Raw genomic sequence first — 16906 nt, 5'->3', positions numbered from 1 at the left:
GGCGTGTTCTTGGCGCACTGCGTAATTCCGGATGTTTTCAATTTGGCGAAAATTGAATATGAACAGCAGTTGAAGGCCCTGCCCCTTTGCCAGTTCATCGGTTCTTTTGCGATCCCTCTCAAGCTTTGGTGCGACATGACGCGAAACCGTCAATATGCTGTTGCCAAATCGCAATGCTTGGAACATTTGCTGAAGAGCAATTCCTCCTTTGGCAAGCGCGACGGGGATATATACAGTAACGCTTGCAAACGCGCGGATTTCGAACCGGGATCAAGAAGACAGGCAACACTATGAGCCTAGGCAAAACCAATTCCAAACCGGGCCGCGCACCGCGTATCCTGTTTTACAGTCACGATACGTTCGGGCTGGGCCATCTTCGCCGGTCTCGGGCTTTGGCGGCCGCGATCACGCAGGCGGACCAAAGCGCATCCGCGCTGATCCTGACGGGATCACCCGTGGCCGGACGGTTTACCTTTCCCCGTCGCGTTGACCACGTGCGCCTGCCCGGTGTCACCAAACGCGCAGACGGGTCTTATGCTGCACGCACGATCGGGATGGGCATCGAAGAAGTGACCGAGTTGCGGTCAGGTCTTATTCAAACCGCCGTTCAGCAGTTCGACCCTGACGTGTTGATCGTCGACAAGGAACCGACGGGGTTTCGGGGTGAGCTGCTGCCGACACTGAACCATCTGCAAAAGAACTGCGGAACCAAAATGGTGCTTGGGTTGCGCGATGTTCTGGATGAACCCGAAGTCCTGGCCGCCGAGTGGGCGCGCAAGGAGGCCGTTGAAGCCACCGAACGGTTTTATCACGAAATCTGGGTTTACGGCTTGCAGTCGATTTATGACCCGACGCAGGGGTTGCCGCTGAGCGCTTCGGTGCAGTCCCGCATCCACTGGACGGGATATCTGCGCCGCGATCTTGGTCCGGTCGGCGAGCCTCCGCAACAACCCTACATCCTGATCACGCCCGGCGGTGGCGGCGACGGCAAGGCGATGGTCAACCTCGTCCTGTCCGCATATGAAAAAGACCCGGATCTGTCGCCGCGCGCGGTTTTGGTCTATGGCCCCTTCCTGTCCGGTGAGTTGCGCGAAGATTTCGAAACCCGCGTTGCCGCGTTGAACGGCCGCGTCACTGCCGTTGGGTTCGAATCCCAGATCGAAACGCTGTTTGCAGGGGCCGAAGGCGTCGTCTGCATGGGCGGCTACAACACGTTCTGCGAGGTTCTTTCCTTTGACAAACGCGCTGTCATCGTCCCGCGCACCACGCCCCGTCTGGAACAGTGGATACGGGCCTCGCGCGCAGAAGGGCTGGGCCTTGTCCGAATGCTGGATGAAAACCGGGATGGCCTGACGCCGGACGCGATGATCCGCGCCATTCGGGAATTACCGCACCAGTCCCTACCGTCGCAGGCGATACAAAGCGGATTGCTGGACGGGCTGGATTATGTCACCGACCGCATCGAGAGCCTGCTGACCTGGGAACAGGAACGAGCCACCGGATGACCTCAGATTCTCCTCGATTGGCGGTTGTGGTCAAAGGTTGGCCACGACTGTCCGAAACGTTCATTGCGCAGGAACTTGTCGCCTTGCAGGAGGCCGGGCATCGCTTTGACATCTGGTCTTTGCGGCACCCGACCGATACGAAACGCCATCCCTTGCATGACCGGTTCACAGGACAGGTCCGATACCTGCCCGAGTATCTTCATGATGAACCCAAACGGGTCTGGGCGGCACGGGCCCTTGCCCAAACGCTTCCCGGTTACGACAGGGCCTATCGGACCTGGCGTCAGGACTTGAAGCGCGACCCGACGCCCAATCGCATCCGACGGTTTGGGCAAGCCTGCGTTCTGGCCGCAGAATTGCCTACCCGGACGCAAGGGTTGTACGCTCATTTCATGCACACGCCGTCATCCGTTGCCCGTTACGCCGCCATCATGCGCGCATTGCCGTGGAGTTTTTCGGCTCATGCCAAGGATATCTGGACGTCGCCGGATTGGGAAAAACGTGAAAAGCTGCAAGCCGCCTCCTACGGGGCCACGTTTGGCGCCACCTGCACAGCCATCGGAGCGGAACATCTGCGCAGCCTGGCCGATGACCCCAAGCGCGTGGACCTGATCTATCACGGTTTGGACCTGTCTCGCTTTCCCAAGCCCCCAACGCGACAGCTGCGTGCTGTGAATGATCCTTTTCACATGATTTCTGTCGGGCGGCTGGTCGAGAAAAAAGGCTTCGATCGTCTGATCGCGGCTTTCGCATTGCTGCCCGATGACCTGAACTGGCACTGGACCCATATCGGCGGCGGCGCATTGGATGACGTTTTGAGGGCACAGGCGAACGCAGCCGGCATTGCGAACCGGATCACCTGGAAAGGGGCTTGCGACCAGCCCGAGGTCATCGCAGCAATGCGTGATGCCGACCTGTTCGTTCTGCCCAGCCGTATCGCGAAGGACGGAGACCGCGACGGGTTGCCGAATGTGCTGATGGAGGCCGCGTCTCAGTTGTTGCCAATCCTGTCGACACCGGTCTCGGCGATCCCCGAGTTTATCGAAGCCGGAACACATGGGGTTTTGTCCGATGACGCCCCATCTGCACTTGCGGAAGCCGTCGAACGTTTGTCAGCCAATCCGCAGCAAGCGTCACAGATGGCGCATGCGGCCTATGATCGCCTGATCGCCGAGTTCCGGATGGCTCCCGGCATCGCACGGCTGTCGGAACGCCTGAGTTCCATGTGCATGGAAAACGCGTAATGGCGCGGGTCGCGTTTTATGCCCCGATGAAATCTCCTGACAGCCCGAAACCTTCGGGCGACCGTGAAATGGCCCGGAATCTGATGCAGGCGCTGACCGCCGAGGGTGATACGGTCGATCTGGCGACCGACTTGCGCATCTATGACAAAAGCGGCGACGAAGACCTGCAACAAGCCCTGAGGCGCGCGGCAGAAGATGAAGCGAAACGACTTGTCTCTGACATGCCATCAGATACCGATTTGTGGGTGACCTACCACAATTATTACAAGGCACCTGACCTGCTGGGCCCTCGGGTTTGCAAGGCGCGCGGCATTCCCTATGTGCAACTGGAAAGCACCCGCGCATCCAGTCGGTTAAACGGACCGTGGGCTAAGTTCGCCAAGGCGGCGCATCAGGCCTGCGATGCAGCGGATGTGATCTTTTATCATACGGCCAACGACCTGATCACTTTGCGGCGGGATCGCTTTGGCGATCAGGCTTTGGTCGAATTGCCTCCGTTCCTGCCCATCTCGGAACTGCCTCCGGCCGCCACAGGTGGCGCACCCATGCTGACCGTCGGCATGATGCGGCATGGGGACAAGCTGGCGTCCTATCAGATATTGTCCGAGGCCCTGGCGCATTTGACCGGGGACTGGCACCTGAACATCGCAGGAGACGGCCCGGCGCGCAGGCAGGTTGAGGCGCTGATGGCGCCGTTCGGACAGCGGGTGCGTTTTCTGGGTCAGCTTGACCGGGAAGAACTGCAACGCGTCTATCAACAATCATCTCTGCTCGCATGGCCCGGAGTGAATGAGGCTTACGGCATGATTTACCTCGAGGCGCAGGCTGCGGGATTGCCTGTGGTCGCTCAGGATCGGCCCGGTGTACGCGATGTTCTGTCCCCGGCGGCCTATCCATCCGTCGAAAGCGGCGCCAGGGGATTTGCGGATGGCATACAGGCCCTTTTGTCGGATTCCATGCTGCGCCACACTCTGGGCGCTGCGGCACGCAACTACGTGGCAGAGCGCCACCTGATGCCACAGGCGACCGAGCGCTTGTGGGCAACCCTCCGACCCCTGCTGAAGGACGTATCATGACCCGGCTTGCACTGCTCCGCCACGGGCACACCCATTGGAACCGCGCGGGACGGATCCAGGGGCGCAGCGACATACCGCTGGACGATGACGCCCGAGCCGAATTGGCGGGCTATGGATTGCCGCAGGACTGGGCCAAGGCTGACATCTGGTCCAGCCCCCTGCACCGCGCCAGTGAGACGGCGCAAATCGTGACCGGTCGCGACCCGAACACCTCGGACGCGTTGACCGAGATGAACTGGGGCGATTGGGAAGGTCAGCGCGGGGTCGACCTGATCGCGGACGCATCCAGCGGATATCGTCATATCGAGCATTGGGGCTGGGATTTCCGCCCACCAAACGGAGAAAGCCCGGCCGAGGTTCGGGACAGGCTTCGCCCCTGGCTGTCCGCGCTGCGGCAGGATACGATCGCAGTCTGTCATATCGGTATCATGCGGGTCATTCTGGCTTGGGCATGGGGTTGGAATTTCGAAGGACCTGCCCCCTTTAAGATCAAACGCAATCGGCTGTATATCGTCGACATCAAGACCATGACCGCCGACGCCGACCCCGTTCGCCTGATCAAATACGAGGCCCCGCAATGAAGGTGATGATCATCGTCACGCACTTGTTGGGCACCGGGCATCTCAGCCGGGCGCTGACATTGGGGCGGGCCTTTCGGGATGATGGCCACGACGTCATGGTCGTGACGGGTGGCATGCCCGCGCCGCAACTGGACAGCACGGGCATGACCCTGTTCGGCTTGCCGCCGCTCAGGTCAGACGGAACCAACTTCACCCGTTTGCTGACCGAAAGCGGCGACGAGGCTGACGCGGCCTATCACGCCACGCGCGAGGCCGCCCTGGTGCAGGCGGTGAACAGCTTCCAGCCGCAGATCCTGATCACCGAGCTTTACCCCTTTGGTCGCCGATCACTGTCGGCCGAGTTCGATGCGGCCTTGAATGCGGCAAGCGCGTTGCCTGAGCGTCCCGTCATTCTCGGATCGGTCCGCGACATTCTGGCTCCGCCCTCCAAACCCGCCAAGGCCGAGCGCGCGGATGAAATCGTGTCTCGGCATTATGACGGCATTCTGGTGCATTCCACCGAAAGCGTTACACCCCTGTCGGTCAGCTGGCCGGTGTCGGACCGATTGGCCAAGCGACTTCACTACACCGGCTTTGTGGCGCCTGCATTGCCCCAACCTCACCCCGACGCAGCGGGCCAGGATGAAATCCTGGTCAGCGCTGGCGGCGGATCAGTCGGGCAACCGATCTTTCGCGCGGCCATCGAGGCCGCCCGAAAGATGCCCAACAGGCGCTGGCGCCTGCTGGTCGGTGGAACGGATGCAAAGGCGCGGATCGCGGAATTGTCCCGGATGGCCGAAGGTGCTTCGGTTGTTCTGGAATCTGTGCGGCCGGATTTCCGCCAGATGCTGCCCCTTGCAGCGGCATCGGTAAGCATGTGCGGCTACAACACTGCCATGGATATCCTTCAAAGTGGCACCCCCGCCGTGTTTGTACCTTTCGACGACGGCAAAGAGGTGGAACAAGGGCTGCGCGGGCAGAGCCTGTCCGATCTGCCCGCAATCGAAGTTCTGGAAAGCCGAGCATTGAGCGGGGCGACATTGGCTCGGGCGGTGGAGCGTGTCGTGGCCGACGGCCCCCGTGCACAACAGGATTTCGGTTTTGACGGGGCCATCCAATCCGTCCACATCGCCAAGCGCCTGCTGGAGCAGCGCACATGAACCCCGACTGGCGCCCACTTGACGTCGAGTTGAATCATTGGCGTGCCGAAAGCTTGCTCTTGCCTTTGTGGTGGCGCGATGATGATGCCATCGCGCCAACACCGCAATTGGACCGCCTTTCCGAGCTGGCCGACAAACTGGGCCTGCCCGTGCATCTGGCCGTCATTCCACGCGACGCGACGCCCGCGCTGGCGGAATACGTCGCCGCGCGCGCGTCTCTTGTTCCGGTCGTACACGGGTGGGCGCATACAAACCATGCGCCTCGCGGCGAGAAGAAGGCCGAGTTTCGGCTCGACCGTCCGCTGGACATGATGGTGACGGATGCGGAGGCCGGGATGGTGCGTCTTCGGTCCCTGTTTGGTGACAATATGCGACAAATGTTCGTGCCCCCCTGGAATCGCATTGCACCCGAGATGGCCAAGCAGTTGCCAAAGCTGGGATACCGCATCCTGTCCACCGCAACGCCCCGCAAATCACGTCTGGCCGCACCGGGTCTTGAGCAAATCAATACCCACCTTGATCCAATCGACTGGCGCGGATCGCGTGGCTTGATCTCAGCCGACGCCCTGGTCGCACAGACTGCTGGTCTTCTGCGAGACCGACGCGAAGGCCGTTCAGACAACACCGAGCCCTTTGGCATATTGACCCATCATCTGGTCCATGATCAGGACATCTGGACCTTTACCGAGGCCCTGCTGCGCAAATTGCTGAGCGGACCCGCCACAGCCTGGGTCGCGCCAGAGAACGAATGAGGACATCACCATGAGCCGATTGGATTCCATGCTGCGCCGACTGACGGCCCAACGCGACGGATTGAACTGGGCGGCCGAGCGGATCAGCGGCCAGCCGGGGGATGTGCTGGATATGGGCCTGGGCAATGGCCGCACCTATGACCACCTGCGTGAAATCCTGCCAGAGCGCCGGATCTGGGTGATGGACCGGATCCTGCAATGCCATCCGGACAGCACCCCCCCGGCCGAGGATTTCCTGCAAGGTGAGGCCGAACCGATGCTGCTCAGACTGGCGGCCGAAGGGCATAGAATCGCGCTGGCGCATTACGATTTCGGACGCGGCATCAAGCACGAGGACGTCGCCGAAGCAGAGCGTCTCAGCCCGCTGATCGCAAAAGTCATGCAGCCCGGCGGGTTGTTGATTTCAGGTCAGCCCCTGGTCGGCTTTGCCCAGATTCAGGGGCCCAAGACAATCGCCCCGGACCGTTACCTGTTCTACACGGCCTGATCACGCCACGCGTCGACCGCGCGCCCAAACCGAACTCGGGACGGGTACACCCGCGCGCATCCGGAAGCGGATGACATCGGCGCGGGCGTCGACGCGCAACTCGCCCCGCTCCTCCAACCCTGCGGCCCGAGCCGGTGCCAGCGTAACCGTCTTCATCCCCCGCGCCAGGTCGCCCCAAATCTCGCCCAGCCTAACCGCCGACAGCAACAAGGCCGACGGCACATAATCCGAAGACAGGATGTCCAGATACCCAAGCTGAGCCAGCTCGTAGGCAGCAACATTGCCTGAATGCGACCCCCCGCGGATTATGTTCGGCGCGCCCATCATGACCCGAATGTCGTTCTTGTGGCAGGCGCGTGCCGCTTCGACGGTTGTGGGGAACTCGGCCAGACGGATGCCGTGACCTACGGACACTTTCACCTGATCTTCAGTCGTGTCGTCATGGCTGGCCAATACTGCTCCGAAACGGCGGGCAGCTTTGACAGCTTCGACCTCGTGCAGTACGCCATTGCGATCTCGAAGCCCTTTCAATTGCGCCACGTGCTGAAAGAACGTGTCATCATCCATGGCATATTTGCCCTTCAGAAAGGTCTCCAGCTTGCCCATATCGCGAAACTGACGCTGACCGGGTGTGTGATCCATTATGGACACAATGCCAACCCTGTCTTCCGGTCCAAATTCGCTCAGCTCTTCAACCAGAGTTTCCGAACACACCTCGGCCCGCAAGTGCAGAAAGTGGCTGATCTTGAGCGCATCCTGTTCGTGCAGATCCCACAACTCCTGCGACAGGCCGCGGGCGTATTTCCCATACCGCCGGGCGCCCGACGGGATCGATCCAACCCGCATGGCATCGAACACTGTCGTGATCCCGGCGCCGGCCAATTCCGCATCATGCGCAAGAATTGCGGCGGCATGGGGCCAGTTCACCTGTGGGCGCGGTTGAATGTGACGTTCAAGGTTGTCCGTGTGCAACTCGACAAGGCCGGGGCTGACATAGTCGCCTTCGCAATCTATCGCGCCCGCGGGGACCCCGTTTCCGGTGTCGATTTCAGCGATGGCCTCACCCACAATCCGGACACTGCCGGTTACGGTTTCATTCGGCAATACAAGCGTGGCATTGGCAAGGATCAACTCTTCTGTCATCTGAACTTCACGCATGTTGAGACCGAGGAAGGCCACGCAAGAGGAGGCCGACATGACATTCACGCGATACGCGATCTATTTTGCGCCGCCTGCGGGAAAGGAATGGGCGAAATTTGCAACCAGTTGGCTGGGTTGGGACATGGAGGCGGGAAAGCCGGTTGCCCATCCGATTGTCGAAGGCATCGACGTTGCCGCTGTCACGGAAGTACCGCGCAAGTACGGGCTGCACGCGACGCTGAAGCCACCGTTCAGACTGCGCGACGGCAAAACGTTCGAAGCCCTGCAAGAGGCGTGCAGCTCGCTCGCCTCCCGCCAACCACCTGTGTCGCTGGATGGCCTCGAGATCGCCCGGTTTGGGCGCTTTCTGACCCTGCGTCCGTTGGGTGAGACGCGGGCACTGAATGCGCTTGCCGCGGCCTGTGTTCGGGAACTGGACAGCTTTCGTGCGCCTACCTCCAAGGCCGAACTGGCCCGCCGTCGCGCCGCCGGGTTGACCCCAGAGCAAGACGCCAACCTGGTTCAGTGGGGCTATCCTTACGTACTGGACGCGTTCCGCTTTCACATCACGCTGAGCGGCAAGCTGGACAAACCAACCCTGAGAGCAACTCGGAACGCGCTGCAAACCGATCTGGTCCCACTGCTGCCGCAGCCCTTCCAGATCACGGATCTGGCCCTTACGGGCGAGGCTGAGGACGGGCGCTTCTACCTTATCCATCGATACGGGCTTTCCGGTTGAAGGTGCGACAGGATTTCGGCAACCGTATCTTCCATCGCACCGGAGTTGTCGAATTCCAGGACCTGATTCAAACCGTTGGGCAAAGACGTTTGGGCCCGGTCCAGACGCCGCGTCTGTTCCGCCTTGCTTTCCCGCCCTCTTAAGGACAAGCGTTCGGACAGAACCTCGGGCTTGGCCGTCAGGGAAATCACGATCAGATCACCAAACACCTCCTGCGCCTCAAGCAACACCGTTCGTGACAGGTTGACCAGAACGGCCACGGCCACCTGCCGCTGCCGCGTGATCGTCTTCGGCACGCCGTAACACAGCCCATGCGCATGCCAACTCAGCGCAAACGCACCATCCCGTTCCATTCGCTGAAATGTATCGACCGAGACCCGGTCGAAATCTTCGCCGTCTTCGCCTTCGGGACGGGTAATCACCCGCCGCTGCCGCTGAACACCCGGCGCCCGGGCCACCAACGCGTTCATTACGCTGTCCTTTCCGACCCCCGAAGGACCCACGACCGCTATGACCGGAGCAAGCGTCATGCAGCCATCCCCGGCGTGAAGTCCGAGACATCGACCTCGCGATCGCAGACCCGTTCGCGTGCGTCGAGATCGTGAAAAATCCCGACAATCGTCACGCCCTTGTTCTTGGCCTCTTCGATCAGGGACAAAACCGTTTCCCGGTTCTGCGCATCCAGGCTTGCGGTCGGTTCATCCAACAGCATTGCCGGATATTCATGCGCAAAGCCTCGCGCAATGTTCACTCTCTGCTTTTCGCCACCCGAGAAAGTCGTCGGGCTGAGGGTCCACAGACGTTCGGGAATATTCAGCCGTTTCAGCAATCCGGCTGCCCTGTCCATTGCCACTTGCCTGTCACAGCCCACGGCCAGCAGCGGCTCTGCCACAACGTCCAGCGTCGGCACCCGAGGCACGACCCGCAGGAACTGGCTGACATAGCCCAACGTGTCACGACGCAGCAACAGGATCTGCCTCGGTTCAGCCCGGGCCACGTCCAACCCTGCGACCAGCACCTGACCAGTGGCCGCCAGATAGTTGCCGTAGATCACCCGCATCAGCGTGGATTTGCCTGCACCCGACGGCCCGGTCAGGGCGACGCACTCACCCGGTTCCACTTTCAGAGACGCGCCTTTCACCACCGGGATCGCGGCGCCGCCCTGATTGTGCAGGGTGAAGCTTTTGCTGACATCGACAAGTTCAATCATCGCTTCATCTTTCCCCAAAGCCTCAAACCTGCAAAACGCTGGACACCAGCAACTGCGTATAGGCATGTTGCGGGTCGTCCAGTACCTGATCCGTCAGCCCGGCCTCGACCACGCGACCGCTTTTCATCACCATCAATCGATCCGCCAGCAGACGCACCACGGCAAGATCATGGGTGACGATGATCGCACTCAACCTCATCTCACGCACAAGTCCGCGCAACAAATCCAGTAAACGCGCCTGTACCGACACATCCAGACCACCGGTCGGTTCGTCCATGAACACCAGCCGAGGACCTGTCACCAGATTGCGCGCGATCTGCAAACGCTGCTGCATCCCGCCCGAAAACGCGCTTGGGCGGTCATCGACGCGGCTCTCGTCAATCTCGACCCGGCCCAACCAGTCAATGGCCTTGCCCCGAATGCTGCCATAGTGGCGTCCGCCGACGGCCATCAGCCGCTCGCCAATGTTGCCTCCGGCGCTGACAGACATCCGCAACCCGTCGCGCGCATGTTGATAGACAAAGGCCCAATCGGTGCGGCTCAGCATCCGGCGCTCTGGCTCGGACATTGTGACCGTATCGACCGGGCCGTCTGCACGGGTATCAAAGATCACCTGCCCGGCATCCGGCTTCAGAAGGCCGGCCATACAGTTGAGCAAGGTCGACTTGCCCGACCCACTTTCACCAACGATTCCCATTACTTCTCCGGGGAAGAGATCAAAATTCACATCCGCGCATCCGATCCGGCGGCCATAGCTTTTTTCAATGCCTTTGACTTGCAACAGAGGGGTCATTGCGTGTTCTTTCCGGCCAATTGGCCTGCATGCCCCGCCTCACGCCGTGACCGGCAGTAATCCGTGTCAGAACAGACAAACATCCGGTTGCCCGCGTCATCCATGATAACCTCGTCCAGATAGCTGTCTTCGGCCCCGCACAGATCGCAGGGATGATCGGCCTTGGTGGCCTCGAACGGATAATCCTCGAAATCGAGGCTCACGACTTTGGTATGCGGAGGCACCGCATAAATACGCTGCTCGCGCCCGGCTCCAAACAGCTGGATCGCGTCCATCTCAAGCTTTGGATTGTCGAATTTCGGAATCGGGGACGGGTCCATGACATAGCGTCCAGCCACGTTCACCGGATAGGCATAAGCGGTCGAAATTGCCCCATGCTGGCTGATATCCTCGTACAGTTTCACATGCATCAGCCCGTATTCCTCAAGACTGTGCATCTTGCGCGTCTCAGTCTCGCGCGGTTCCAAAAAGCGCAGAGGTTCGGGAATCGGCACCTGATAAACGATGATCTGATCTTCGCGCAGTTTTGCTTCGGGGACGCGGTGGCGGGTCTGAATGATTGTGGCCTGTTCCGTCTTTTCCGTGGTGGCGACCCCTGCGGTGTTTTCAAAGAACTTGCGGATGGATACGGCGTTGGTGGTGTCGTCTGCGCCCTGATCGATCACCTTGAACGTATCCTCGGGCGTCAACGTCGCGGCTGAAACCTGTACGCCCCCGGTACCCCAGCCATAGGGCATCGGCATCTCGCGGCTGGCAAACGGCACCTGATACCCCGGTATGGCCAGACCCTTGAGGATCGCCCGCCGGATCATCCGCTTGGTTTGTTCGTCCAGATAGGCGAAGTTGTACGCGCTCATAAGCAGCCTCTTTCTGCAAGAGCGCGTTCAAGCGCGTGCGGCGCGGTGAAGTGGATCCCATCCATGCCCACCGCACGCGCGCCTTCGACATTGTGCAGCCCGTCATCGATGAAAATGCAGTTCTCGGGTGAAAGCCTGGCCCGCTTGCACAACAGATGGAAAATCTCTGGCTGAGGCTTCAAGAGCTTCTCCTGCCCCGACACGACGGTGACACCAAACACTTCGCCCAATTCGGGATGTGCCCCCACGCCGACAGGCCAGGTTTCCGCTGACCAATTGGTGATCGCATGAACCGGAGTGCCTTTCTCTTTCAGGCGGTAAAGCAGGCGCCAGCTTCCCTCGATCTTTTGCGGAACGGTTCTGGCATAACGTTCAACGTAAACACTGAGGCGCTGCCGATCTTCCGCATTTTCCAGTTCAGCGGCCAGATCGGCGAACATCTCTCCTCCATCGGCCCGCAGGTTGCGTTCGGGGAAATTGATGCGCGTCAGGAACTCTGCCACCGCCTCGCGGCTACCCATCTCCTCCAGCCATGCCAGATGCGGATCCCACTTGACCAGAACGTTTCCGATATCAAAAACGACGGCTTTCATTCCATGGCCTCCTCTGACATGCGCTCTTGGGCCTTTCGGCGCAGTTTGCGGACCAGTTCCAGCTCGGACTGGAAATCGACATAATGCGGCAGCTTGATATGTTCGAGAAAGCCGGTAGCCTGAATGTTGTCCGCATGGCTCAGAACAAATTCTTCATCCTGCGCGGGCGCGCCCACGTTGTCTTCACCCAACTCTTCCCACCGCAAGGCCCGATCGACCAGCGCCATCGCGATGGACTTTCGTTCAGACTGGCCAAAGACCAGCCCATAGCCCCGCGTGAACTGTGGCGGTTCCGTTTTCGAACCGATGAACTGGTTCACCGTCTCACATTCGGTCAGCTCGACCTCGCCGATATCGATGGCAAAGCCCAGCTCGGGGATGTCCAGCTCAACCACGACCTTGCCGATACGCAATTCTCCGACAAAGGCGTGGTTGCGGGCGTAACCGCGCTGGCTCGAATAAGCCATGCCCAGCACAAATCCCTCGTCCCCACGGGTCAGCGACTGAAGGCGCACCGGGCGGGTGGACGGGAACTCCATCGGTTCACGGGTCAGATCGCCCGGAACGTCATCGCGGGCCGGTTCATCCTGAATGATACCCTCATCCTTCAGGAATGCGGTAACATGTGGCGTTGATTCCAGCCGCACAGGGCCTTCAGGCGCCTTTGGAACTTCGCTCTCGGCCGCCAGCTTGAAGTCCAGCAATCGGTGGGTGTAGTCGAAGGTTGGCCCCAGAACCTGACCACCGGGGGCATCTTTGAACGTGGCCGAGATCCGGCGATCACAGGCCATATCGCCGGTTTTGACGGGGTTGGAATGGCCGAAACGAGGCAGGGTCGTGCGATAAGCGCGAACGAGGAAAATCGCCTCGATCAGATCACCGCGCGCCTGTTTGATTGCCAGCGCAGCAAGGTCGGGATCGTATAACGACCCCTCGGCCATGACCCGGTTCACCGCAAGGCTCAACTGTTCACGGATCTGCGCGAGGCTCAGTTCCGCGACATCTGTCGCACCACGGCGTTCTTCGGCAAGCCACGCATGGGCGTTTTCGATGGCTTTTTCGCCCCCTTTGACAGCGACATACATGGCTTACCCCCTGGACCTGATTTGCGTGCTACGCGGCAGGGCCGCGACCGCCTCACCGCAGGTGAAGAAAAAATCACACCCCAAAGGGTAAAGCAGCGCATTGTTCTGAAGAGCCGGAATATCCGGCAGAGAAAGCCGCGCCGTGTGCCGGATGCCGGGGCCGCTCAGAACCGCTCCGTTCTGCTCCAGCCGCCTGCATTCCACAACAAGTGTCGCGGACCGGTCCGGGTATTCCGGCGTCCCGATACGATAGGTGTTGAGCGGCGCCAGTGCATCCCACGTACCAAGGGCAAAATCAGCCTCTTCCGCCGCCACTATCGGTGCACCCGTGTGAAAGGTCAGCCATTCGCGCACCACATCGGTGTCGGCTTCACCCGCCAGATGAACGTTTGTCTCGGCGTCGCAAAGCGTCAGGAGCAGCGTGCCAGCCGCGACGGACAAGGGCGCAGGTGGTGCGCAGCCAGTCAGGGTGCGGAGTTCACCCGGGCGTGCCATGGCGGTCATGGCCGCGCGGAATGCATGTGCCGCGTCGACAGGTGCGTCTTGAAAGCCCCCCGAGTACCGCATTTGAACAGGCATCAGTCTTCCCCCCGAGCCAGCGTGAAAAACTCGACCTTGGTGGCCGCTGCCTTTGCGGCGCGCGCTGTCTTGATGGACTGCATTTGCAGCCTCAGCGGATCAAGCAGCCGTTCCTGCAAATCACCAGCAGCGGCCGTCTGCATCATCGCATCAATCAATGCCGCCGCTTCTGCCTTGGATTTCGACCTGCCCTGAACATATCCGTGACCGACCGTACCATCCTGCAACACGACCGAGCAGCGCGTAACGGTCATTTCACCCAGGTTGAACAAAGCGCCGGTTCCTCCGATGCGGCCACGCACCATGACACCACCCACTTCGGGCCTGCGCAGCCATTCGAAACTCGGGCAGTCCTGAATGCCGTCCCACAGCGCCACTAGGGCAGTGTCCGGCGCGCGCGCCAGCAGACCCATCCATTCCTTCCGTGCCTTGATCCCGATTTCCGTCTGGTTTGCCATCAAAGCCTCTTGGATAGGCTGTCTACATGAACTATACAACTAGACAAATGTTAACCGACAGGTTGTCAAAACGCAATCTGCGACCGTTTGAAGGTTTGGTGGAATGAGAAAAACGCCGATCTGGAAAAGTATTGCCCTGCGCCTGACCTCGGACATCGCCGAGGGGCGCTATCAAACCGGAGATCGCCTGCCGACCGAAACTCAGCTGGCCGCCACCTATGGCGTCAACCGCCACACGGTACGGCGCGCTTTGGCTGACATGTCTGATCAGGGGCTGGTGCACGCTCGGCGCGGTGCGGGCGTTTTTGTTGCGGCACGGCCAACGGATTATCCGATCGGCAAAAGGGTGCGCTATCACAAGAACATCTCGGCCAGCGGCAAGATACCGGGTAAGAAAATCCTAGCTTTGACCACGCGCGTCGCCGATGAAGCCGAAGCCGAAGCTCTGGGCCTTAACAAGGGTGATCCAGTGCACGTCTATGACGGATTATCCCTGGCGGACGGGCAGCCCATAGCCCTGTTTCAAAGCGTTTTCCCCGCGGAACGATTTCCGGATATCTTGCAGACATTGACCGAAACCCAATCCGTCACCAAAGCGCTGCAAGCCTGCGGCATCAGGGATTACGTCCGCGTCTCGACTCGCCTGACCGCGCGCGGGGCGACCGCAACGCAGGCGCTACAACTTCAATTGTCAGAAGGTGCTCCTGTTCTCTTTTCGGTCGGCGTCAATGTCGACCCGGATGGACGGCCAGTCGAGTACGGCCGCACGGTTTTCGCGGGTGAGCGTGTAACGCTGACCCTGAACGAGGCATCAGCGAACTAGGATTCTCAGCCGCATCCGACCTCCGGGCCGAGGCCTCAACCCATTGGGTCAGATGCTACGCGGTAAGAGTTTTGTGGCGGCACAGCGTTTGCGGGGGCTATCCATCCCACCGGCTCAGGGGTATACGCATCCGCGACTCTTCAGCTGATACGAGGCCACCATGAGCTTTGACCGCACCATCAAGATCGCGCCGTCTATCCTGTCCGCCGATTTCGCCAATTTTGGGCAGGAAATTCAGGCCATCGAAGCGCAGGGCGCCGACTGGGTTCATGTTGACGTGATGGATGGCCATTTCGTTCCAAACCTGACCTTTGGCCCTCCGGCCGTGAAAGCCTTTCGCCCGCATGTGAAAACGGTGATGGACGTTCACCTGATGATCACGCCGGTCGATCCCTACATCCAGGCCTATGCCGATGCCGGAGCGGACATTCTGACCGCACATATCGAGGCTGGCCCACATACCCATCGCACCTTGCAGGCCATTCGCGGCGCCGGAATGAAAGCCGGCGTTGCCCTGAACCCCGGCACCCCTGCCGAAGCGGTCGAGCATCTGCTGGACCTCACGGATCTGGTTTGCGTGATGACCGTGAACCCCGGCTTTGGGGGCCAGAAATTCATCGACATGACTGGCAAGGTCAAAAAACTGCGTCAGATGATCGGTGATCGTCCGGTGCATATCGAGATTGACGGTGGCGTCGACCCGAATACCGCCCCGCTGGTGGCAGCGGCGGGTGCGGATGTGCTGGTGGCCGGTTCGGCTGTATTCAAAGGCGGTTCGGTTTCAACCCCACAGGTCTACGGAAACAACATCCGCGCTGTCCGGGCGGCGGCTGAATCAGCACTGTCCTGATTTGCAATCACCAGCGGCTGACGGCAAGACCGTCAGCCGCCGGTATGGATCACAGCCCTTGTCAAGTAAGGGCTTCAGTCCGTGCGGACCGCGCCCACATAAGACGCTCTGCCCATTTCCTTGACGTCGCAGTAGGGAGGAGGACAGACGCGCATCACCAATCCACGTCACGCCTCAAAAGCTGGGATCACCCCGCCGTGGCGTTCTTGTTGAGAACGCGCGTAAAGTGGGGTTGGCGGGGTTTGGCAAGGGGGAATCCATGCTCTGCAAACAGAATCATCGCGCGTTAAAGTTGCTTTCGGTATTGGGATTTCTCCATATGGATTATACCAACCGTCGACTAGCGTCATTCGAAGGAAACAATATGAAACACCTATTAGGTGCCTCCATTCTAATCATCGTAGCTTGTCGCGCGGTTTTAGCTGGCGAAGCCGACTATGAGAGCCTGACTCACAAAATCGCCAAGATGTCTTTGACATCACAGCCGCAGGCAGCCGGACGAAAGAAAACCCAGCAAATCTCCTTTCCACAGAAATGTATATTTTTGATCGGCACGGAAACTTCAGATCAAAACGGTATCTTGCATCAGGGAACCTATTTGAAAACTCCGATTGTAGACCTCCGCATCCTGAGAGCGGATGACCATTACGTTGTATTTAGTGGTGGGGGTGACAATGCAGAAAACTACTCGATTGCGTTCATGGAAACCTACAACAACGATGAAGCTCTTCAGCCTGCTGGCCAGCTCATTCGGGAGACAGCCATCGAATGCAATGAAACGCATTGCACGAGTGATTTGGGTAGCTTACACGCCGAACACTACAATTCAGCAGATAACAATTCACCTCTGTTAGAAGCGCTGGAAGAATTGGTTAATATTTGTAAATAGCCAAGGTCTTCACACAAAACAAAAAAAGGCCGCCCCGGTGTGGAGCGGCCTTCTTTAGTTCGACGGTGTGGGCTCTCATTGCTCTTTCAGAGCAACTGCCGCCCAC

20 protein-coding genes are annotated in these 16906 nt (G+C 59.8%); 11 read left to right on the top strand and 9 right to left on the bottom strand.

All coding sequences use genetic code 11. The features are described 5' to 3' along the window. Window positions 1–290 precede the first annotated feature (290 nt). The 7 genes from ACR0FB_RS11405 to ACR0FB_RS11375 are packed head-to-tail and all read left to right on the top strand — an operon-like array spanning window position 291 to window position 6784. On the top strand, window positions 291–1505 hold the full coding sequence (locus tag ACR0FB_RS11405) for a glycosyltransferase family protein (RefSeq protein ID WP_480620705.1): 1215 nt from the start codon (window positions 291–293) through the stop codon (window positions 1503–1505). Then, complete coding sequence (locus ACR0FB_RS11400; RefSeq protein ID WP_480620704.1) at window positions 1502–2749, top strand: glycosyltransferase family 4 protein; 1248 nt, start codon at window positions 1502–1504, stop codon at window positions 2747–2749. The genes ACR0FB_RS11405 and ACR0FB_RS11400 overlap by 4 nt, the downstream gene beginning before the upstream one ends. Continuing rightward, window positions 2749–3825, top strand: a complete 1077-nt coding sequence (locus ACR0FB_RS11395; protein WP_480620702.1) for a glycosyltransferase family 4 protein — start codon at window positions 2749–2751, stop codon at window positions 3823–3825. Before ACR0FB_RS11400 ends, ACR0FB_RS11395 begins: the two co-directional genes overlap by 1 nt. After that, entirely contained in the window at window positions 3822–4406 is a 585-nt protein-coding gene (locus ACR0FB_RS11390) for a histidine phosphatase family protein (RefSeq protein ID WP_480620700.1), read from the top strand. Before ACR0FB_RS11395 ends, ACR0FB_RS11390 begins: the two co-directional genes overlap by 4 nt. Further along, complete coding sequence (locus tag ACR0FB_RS11385) at window positions 4403–5545, top strand: glycosyltransferase family protein (protein ID WP_480620698.1); 1143 nt, start codon at window positions 4403–4405, stop codon at window positions 5543–5545. Before ACR0FB_RS11390 ends, ACR0FB_RS11385 begins: the two co-directional genes overlap by 4 nt. Continuing rightward, window positions 5542–6297 (top strand): polysaccharide deacetylase family protein, encoded by a 756-nt coding sequence (locus ACR0FB_RS11380; RefSeq protein WP_480620697.1) that lies wholly within the window; start codon window positions 5542–5544, stop codon window positions 6295–6297. The genes ACR0FB_RS11385 and ACR0FB_RS11380 overlap by 4 nt, the downstream gene beginning before the upstream one ends. 10 nt (window positions 6298–6307) lie before the next feature. Next, entirely contained in the window at window positions 6308–6784 is a 477-nt protein-coding gene (locus tag ACR0FB_RS11375) for a class I SAM-dependent methyltransferase (protein WP_480620695.1), read from the top strand. Here the strand turns inward: ACR0FB_RS11375 and ACR0FB_RS11370 are convergent, their stop codons facing one another. Next, window positions 6785–7927 (bottom strand): alpha-D-ribose 1-methylphosphonate 5-triphosphate diphosphatase, encoded by a 1143-nt coding sequence (locus ACR0FB_RS11370; protein ID WP_171636945.1) that lies wholly within the window; start codon window positions 7925–7927, stop codon window positions 6785–6787. It lies immediately after the preceding gene. A 52-nt stretch (window positions 7928–7979) separates the two neighbouring features. Here ACR0FB_RS11370 and ACR0FB_RS11365 point away from each other — a divergent pair, with 52 nt between their 5' ends. Further along, entirely contained in the window at window positions 7980–8663 is a 684-nt protein-coding gene (locus ACR0FB_RS11365; RefSeq protein ID WP_171724508.1) for a DUF1045 domain-containing protein, read from the top strand. On the opposite strand, the gene ACR0FB_RS11360 is transcribed toward ACR0FB_RS11365, so the two are convergent. Genes ACR0FB_RS11360 through phnG form a run of 8 tightly spaced genes read right to left on the bottom strand, consistent with a single transcriptional unit; the run spans window position 8630 to window position 14238 of the window. After that, the gene (locus tag ACR0FB_RS11360; protein ID WP_480620693.1) at window positions 8630–9193 is read right to left on the bottom strand and encodes an AAA family ATPase; all 564 of its coding nucleotides are present in this window, start codon (window positions 9191–9193) and stop codon (window positions 8630–8632) included. The two genes, ACR0FB_RS11365 and ACR0FB_RS11360, sit on opposite strands and share 34 nt — an antisense overlap. Beyond that, a complete protein-coding gene (phnL, locus tag ACR0FB_RS11355) occupies window positions 9190–9873 on the bottom strand; it encodes a phosphonate C-P lyase system protein PhnL (protein ID WP_171636674.1) in 684 nt (227 codons plus the stop codon). Before phnL ends, ACR0FB_RS11360 begins: the two co-directional genes overlap by 4 nt. 22 nt (window positions 9874–9895) lie before the next feature. Further along, window positions 9896–10666 carry a phosphonate C-P lyase system protein PhnK gene (gene phnK / locus ACR0FB_RS11350; RefSeq protein WP_480620692.1) on the bottom strand — a complete coding sequence of 257 codons (771 nt, stop codon included), beginning with the start codon at window positions 10664–10666 and terminating at the stop codon, window positions 9896–9898. Continuing rightward, on the bottom strand, window positions 10663–11523 hold the full coding sequence (locus ACR0FB_RS11345; protein WP_480620691.1) for an alpha-D-ribose 1-methylphosphonate 5-phosphate C-P-lyase PhnJ: 861 nt from the start codon (window positions 11521–11523) through the stop codon (window positions 10663–10665). Before ACR0FB_RS11345 ends, phnK begins: the two co-directional genes overlap by 4 nt. Next, complete coding sequence (locus ACR0FB_RS11340; protein WP_210093578.1) at window positions 11520–12116, bottom strand: HAD family hydrolase; 597 nt, start codon at window positions 12114–12116, stop codon at window positions 11520–11522. Before ACR0FB_RS11340 ends, ACR0FB_RS11345 begins: the two co-directional genes overlap by 4 nt. Next, the gene (locus ACR0FB_RS11335) at window positions 12113–13201 is read right to left on the bottom strand and encodes a carbon-phosphorus lyase complex subunit (protein ID WP_480620689.1); all 1089 of its coding nucleotides are present in this window, start codon (window positions 13199–13201) and stop codon (window positions 12113–12115) included. Before ACR0FB_RS11335 ends, ACR0FB_RS11340 begins: the two co-directional genes overlap by 4 nt. A 3-nt stretch (window positions 13202–13204) precedes the next feature. Next, window positions 13205–13780, bottom strand: a complete 576-nt coding sequence (gene phnH / locus ACR0FB_RS11330) for a phosphonate C-P lyase system protein PhnH (protein ID WP_480491373.1) — start codon at window positions 13778–13780, stop codon at window positions 13205–13207. After that, window positions 13780–14238 carry a phosphonate C-P lyase system protein PhnG gene (gene phnG, locus ACR0FB_RS11325; RefSeq protein ID WP_171724515.1) on the bottom strand — a complete coding sequence of 153 codons (459 nt, stop codon included), beginning with the start codon at window positions 14236–14238 and terminating at the stop codon, window positions 13780–13782. Before phnG ends, phnH begins: the two co-directional genes overlap by 1 nt. A gap of 103 nt (window positions 14239–14341) precedes the next feature. On the opposite strand from phnG, the gene phnF reads away from it, so the two are divergent. The 3 genes from phnF (at window position 14342) to ACR0FB_RS11310 (ending at window position 16800) form a co-directional block, all read left to right on the top strand. Then, window positions 14342–15061, top strand: coding sequence for a phosphonate metabolism transcriptional regulator PhnF (phnF, locus tag ACR0FB_RS11320; protein ID WP_480620688.1), 720 nt, complete (start codon window positions 14342–14344; stop codon window positions 15059–15061). Between the two features lie 160 nt (window positions 15062–15221). Beyond that, window positions 15222–15911, top strand: coding sequence for a ribulose-phosphate 3-epimerase (gene rpe / locus ACR0FB_RS11315; RefSeq protein ID WP_171636657.1), 690 nt, complete (start codon window positions 15222–15224; stop codon window positions 15909–15911). A gap of 259 nt (window positions 15912–16170) precedes the next feature. Further along, on the top strand, window positions 16171–16800 hold the full coding sequence (locus ACR0FB_RS11310; protein ID WP_480620686.1) for a hypothetical protein: 630 nt from the start codon (window positions 16171–16173) through the stop codon (window positions 16798–16800). Window positions 16801–16906 lie beyond the last annotated feature (106 nt).

The organism is Ruegeria sp. P10 (assembly GCF_056534925.1).
This window is presented reverse-complemented; position numbering and strand designations above follow the sequence as displayed.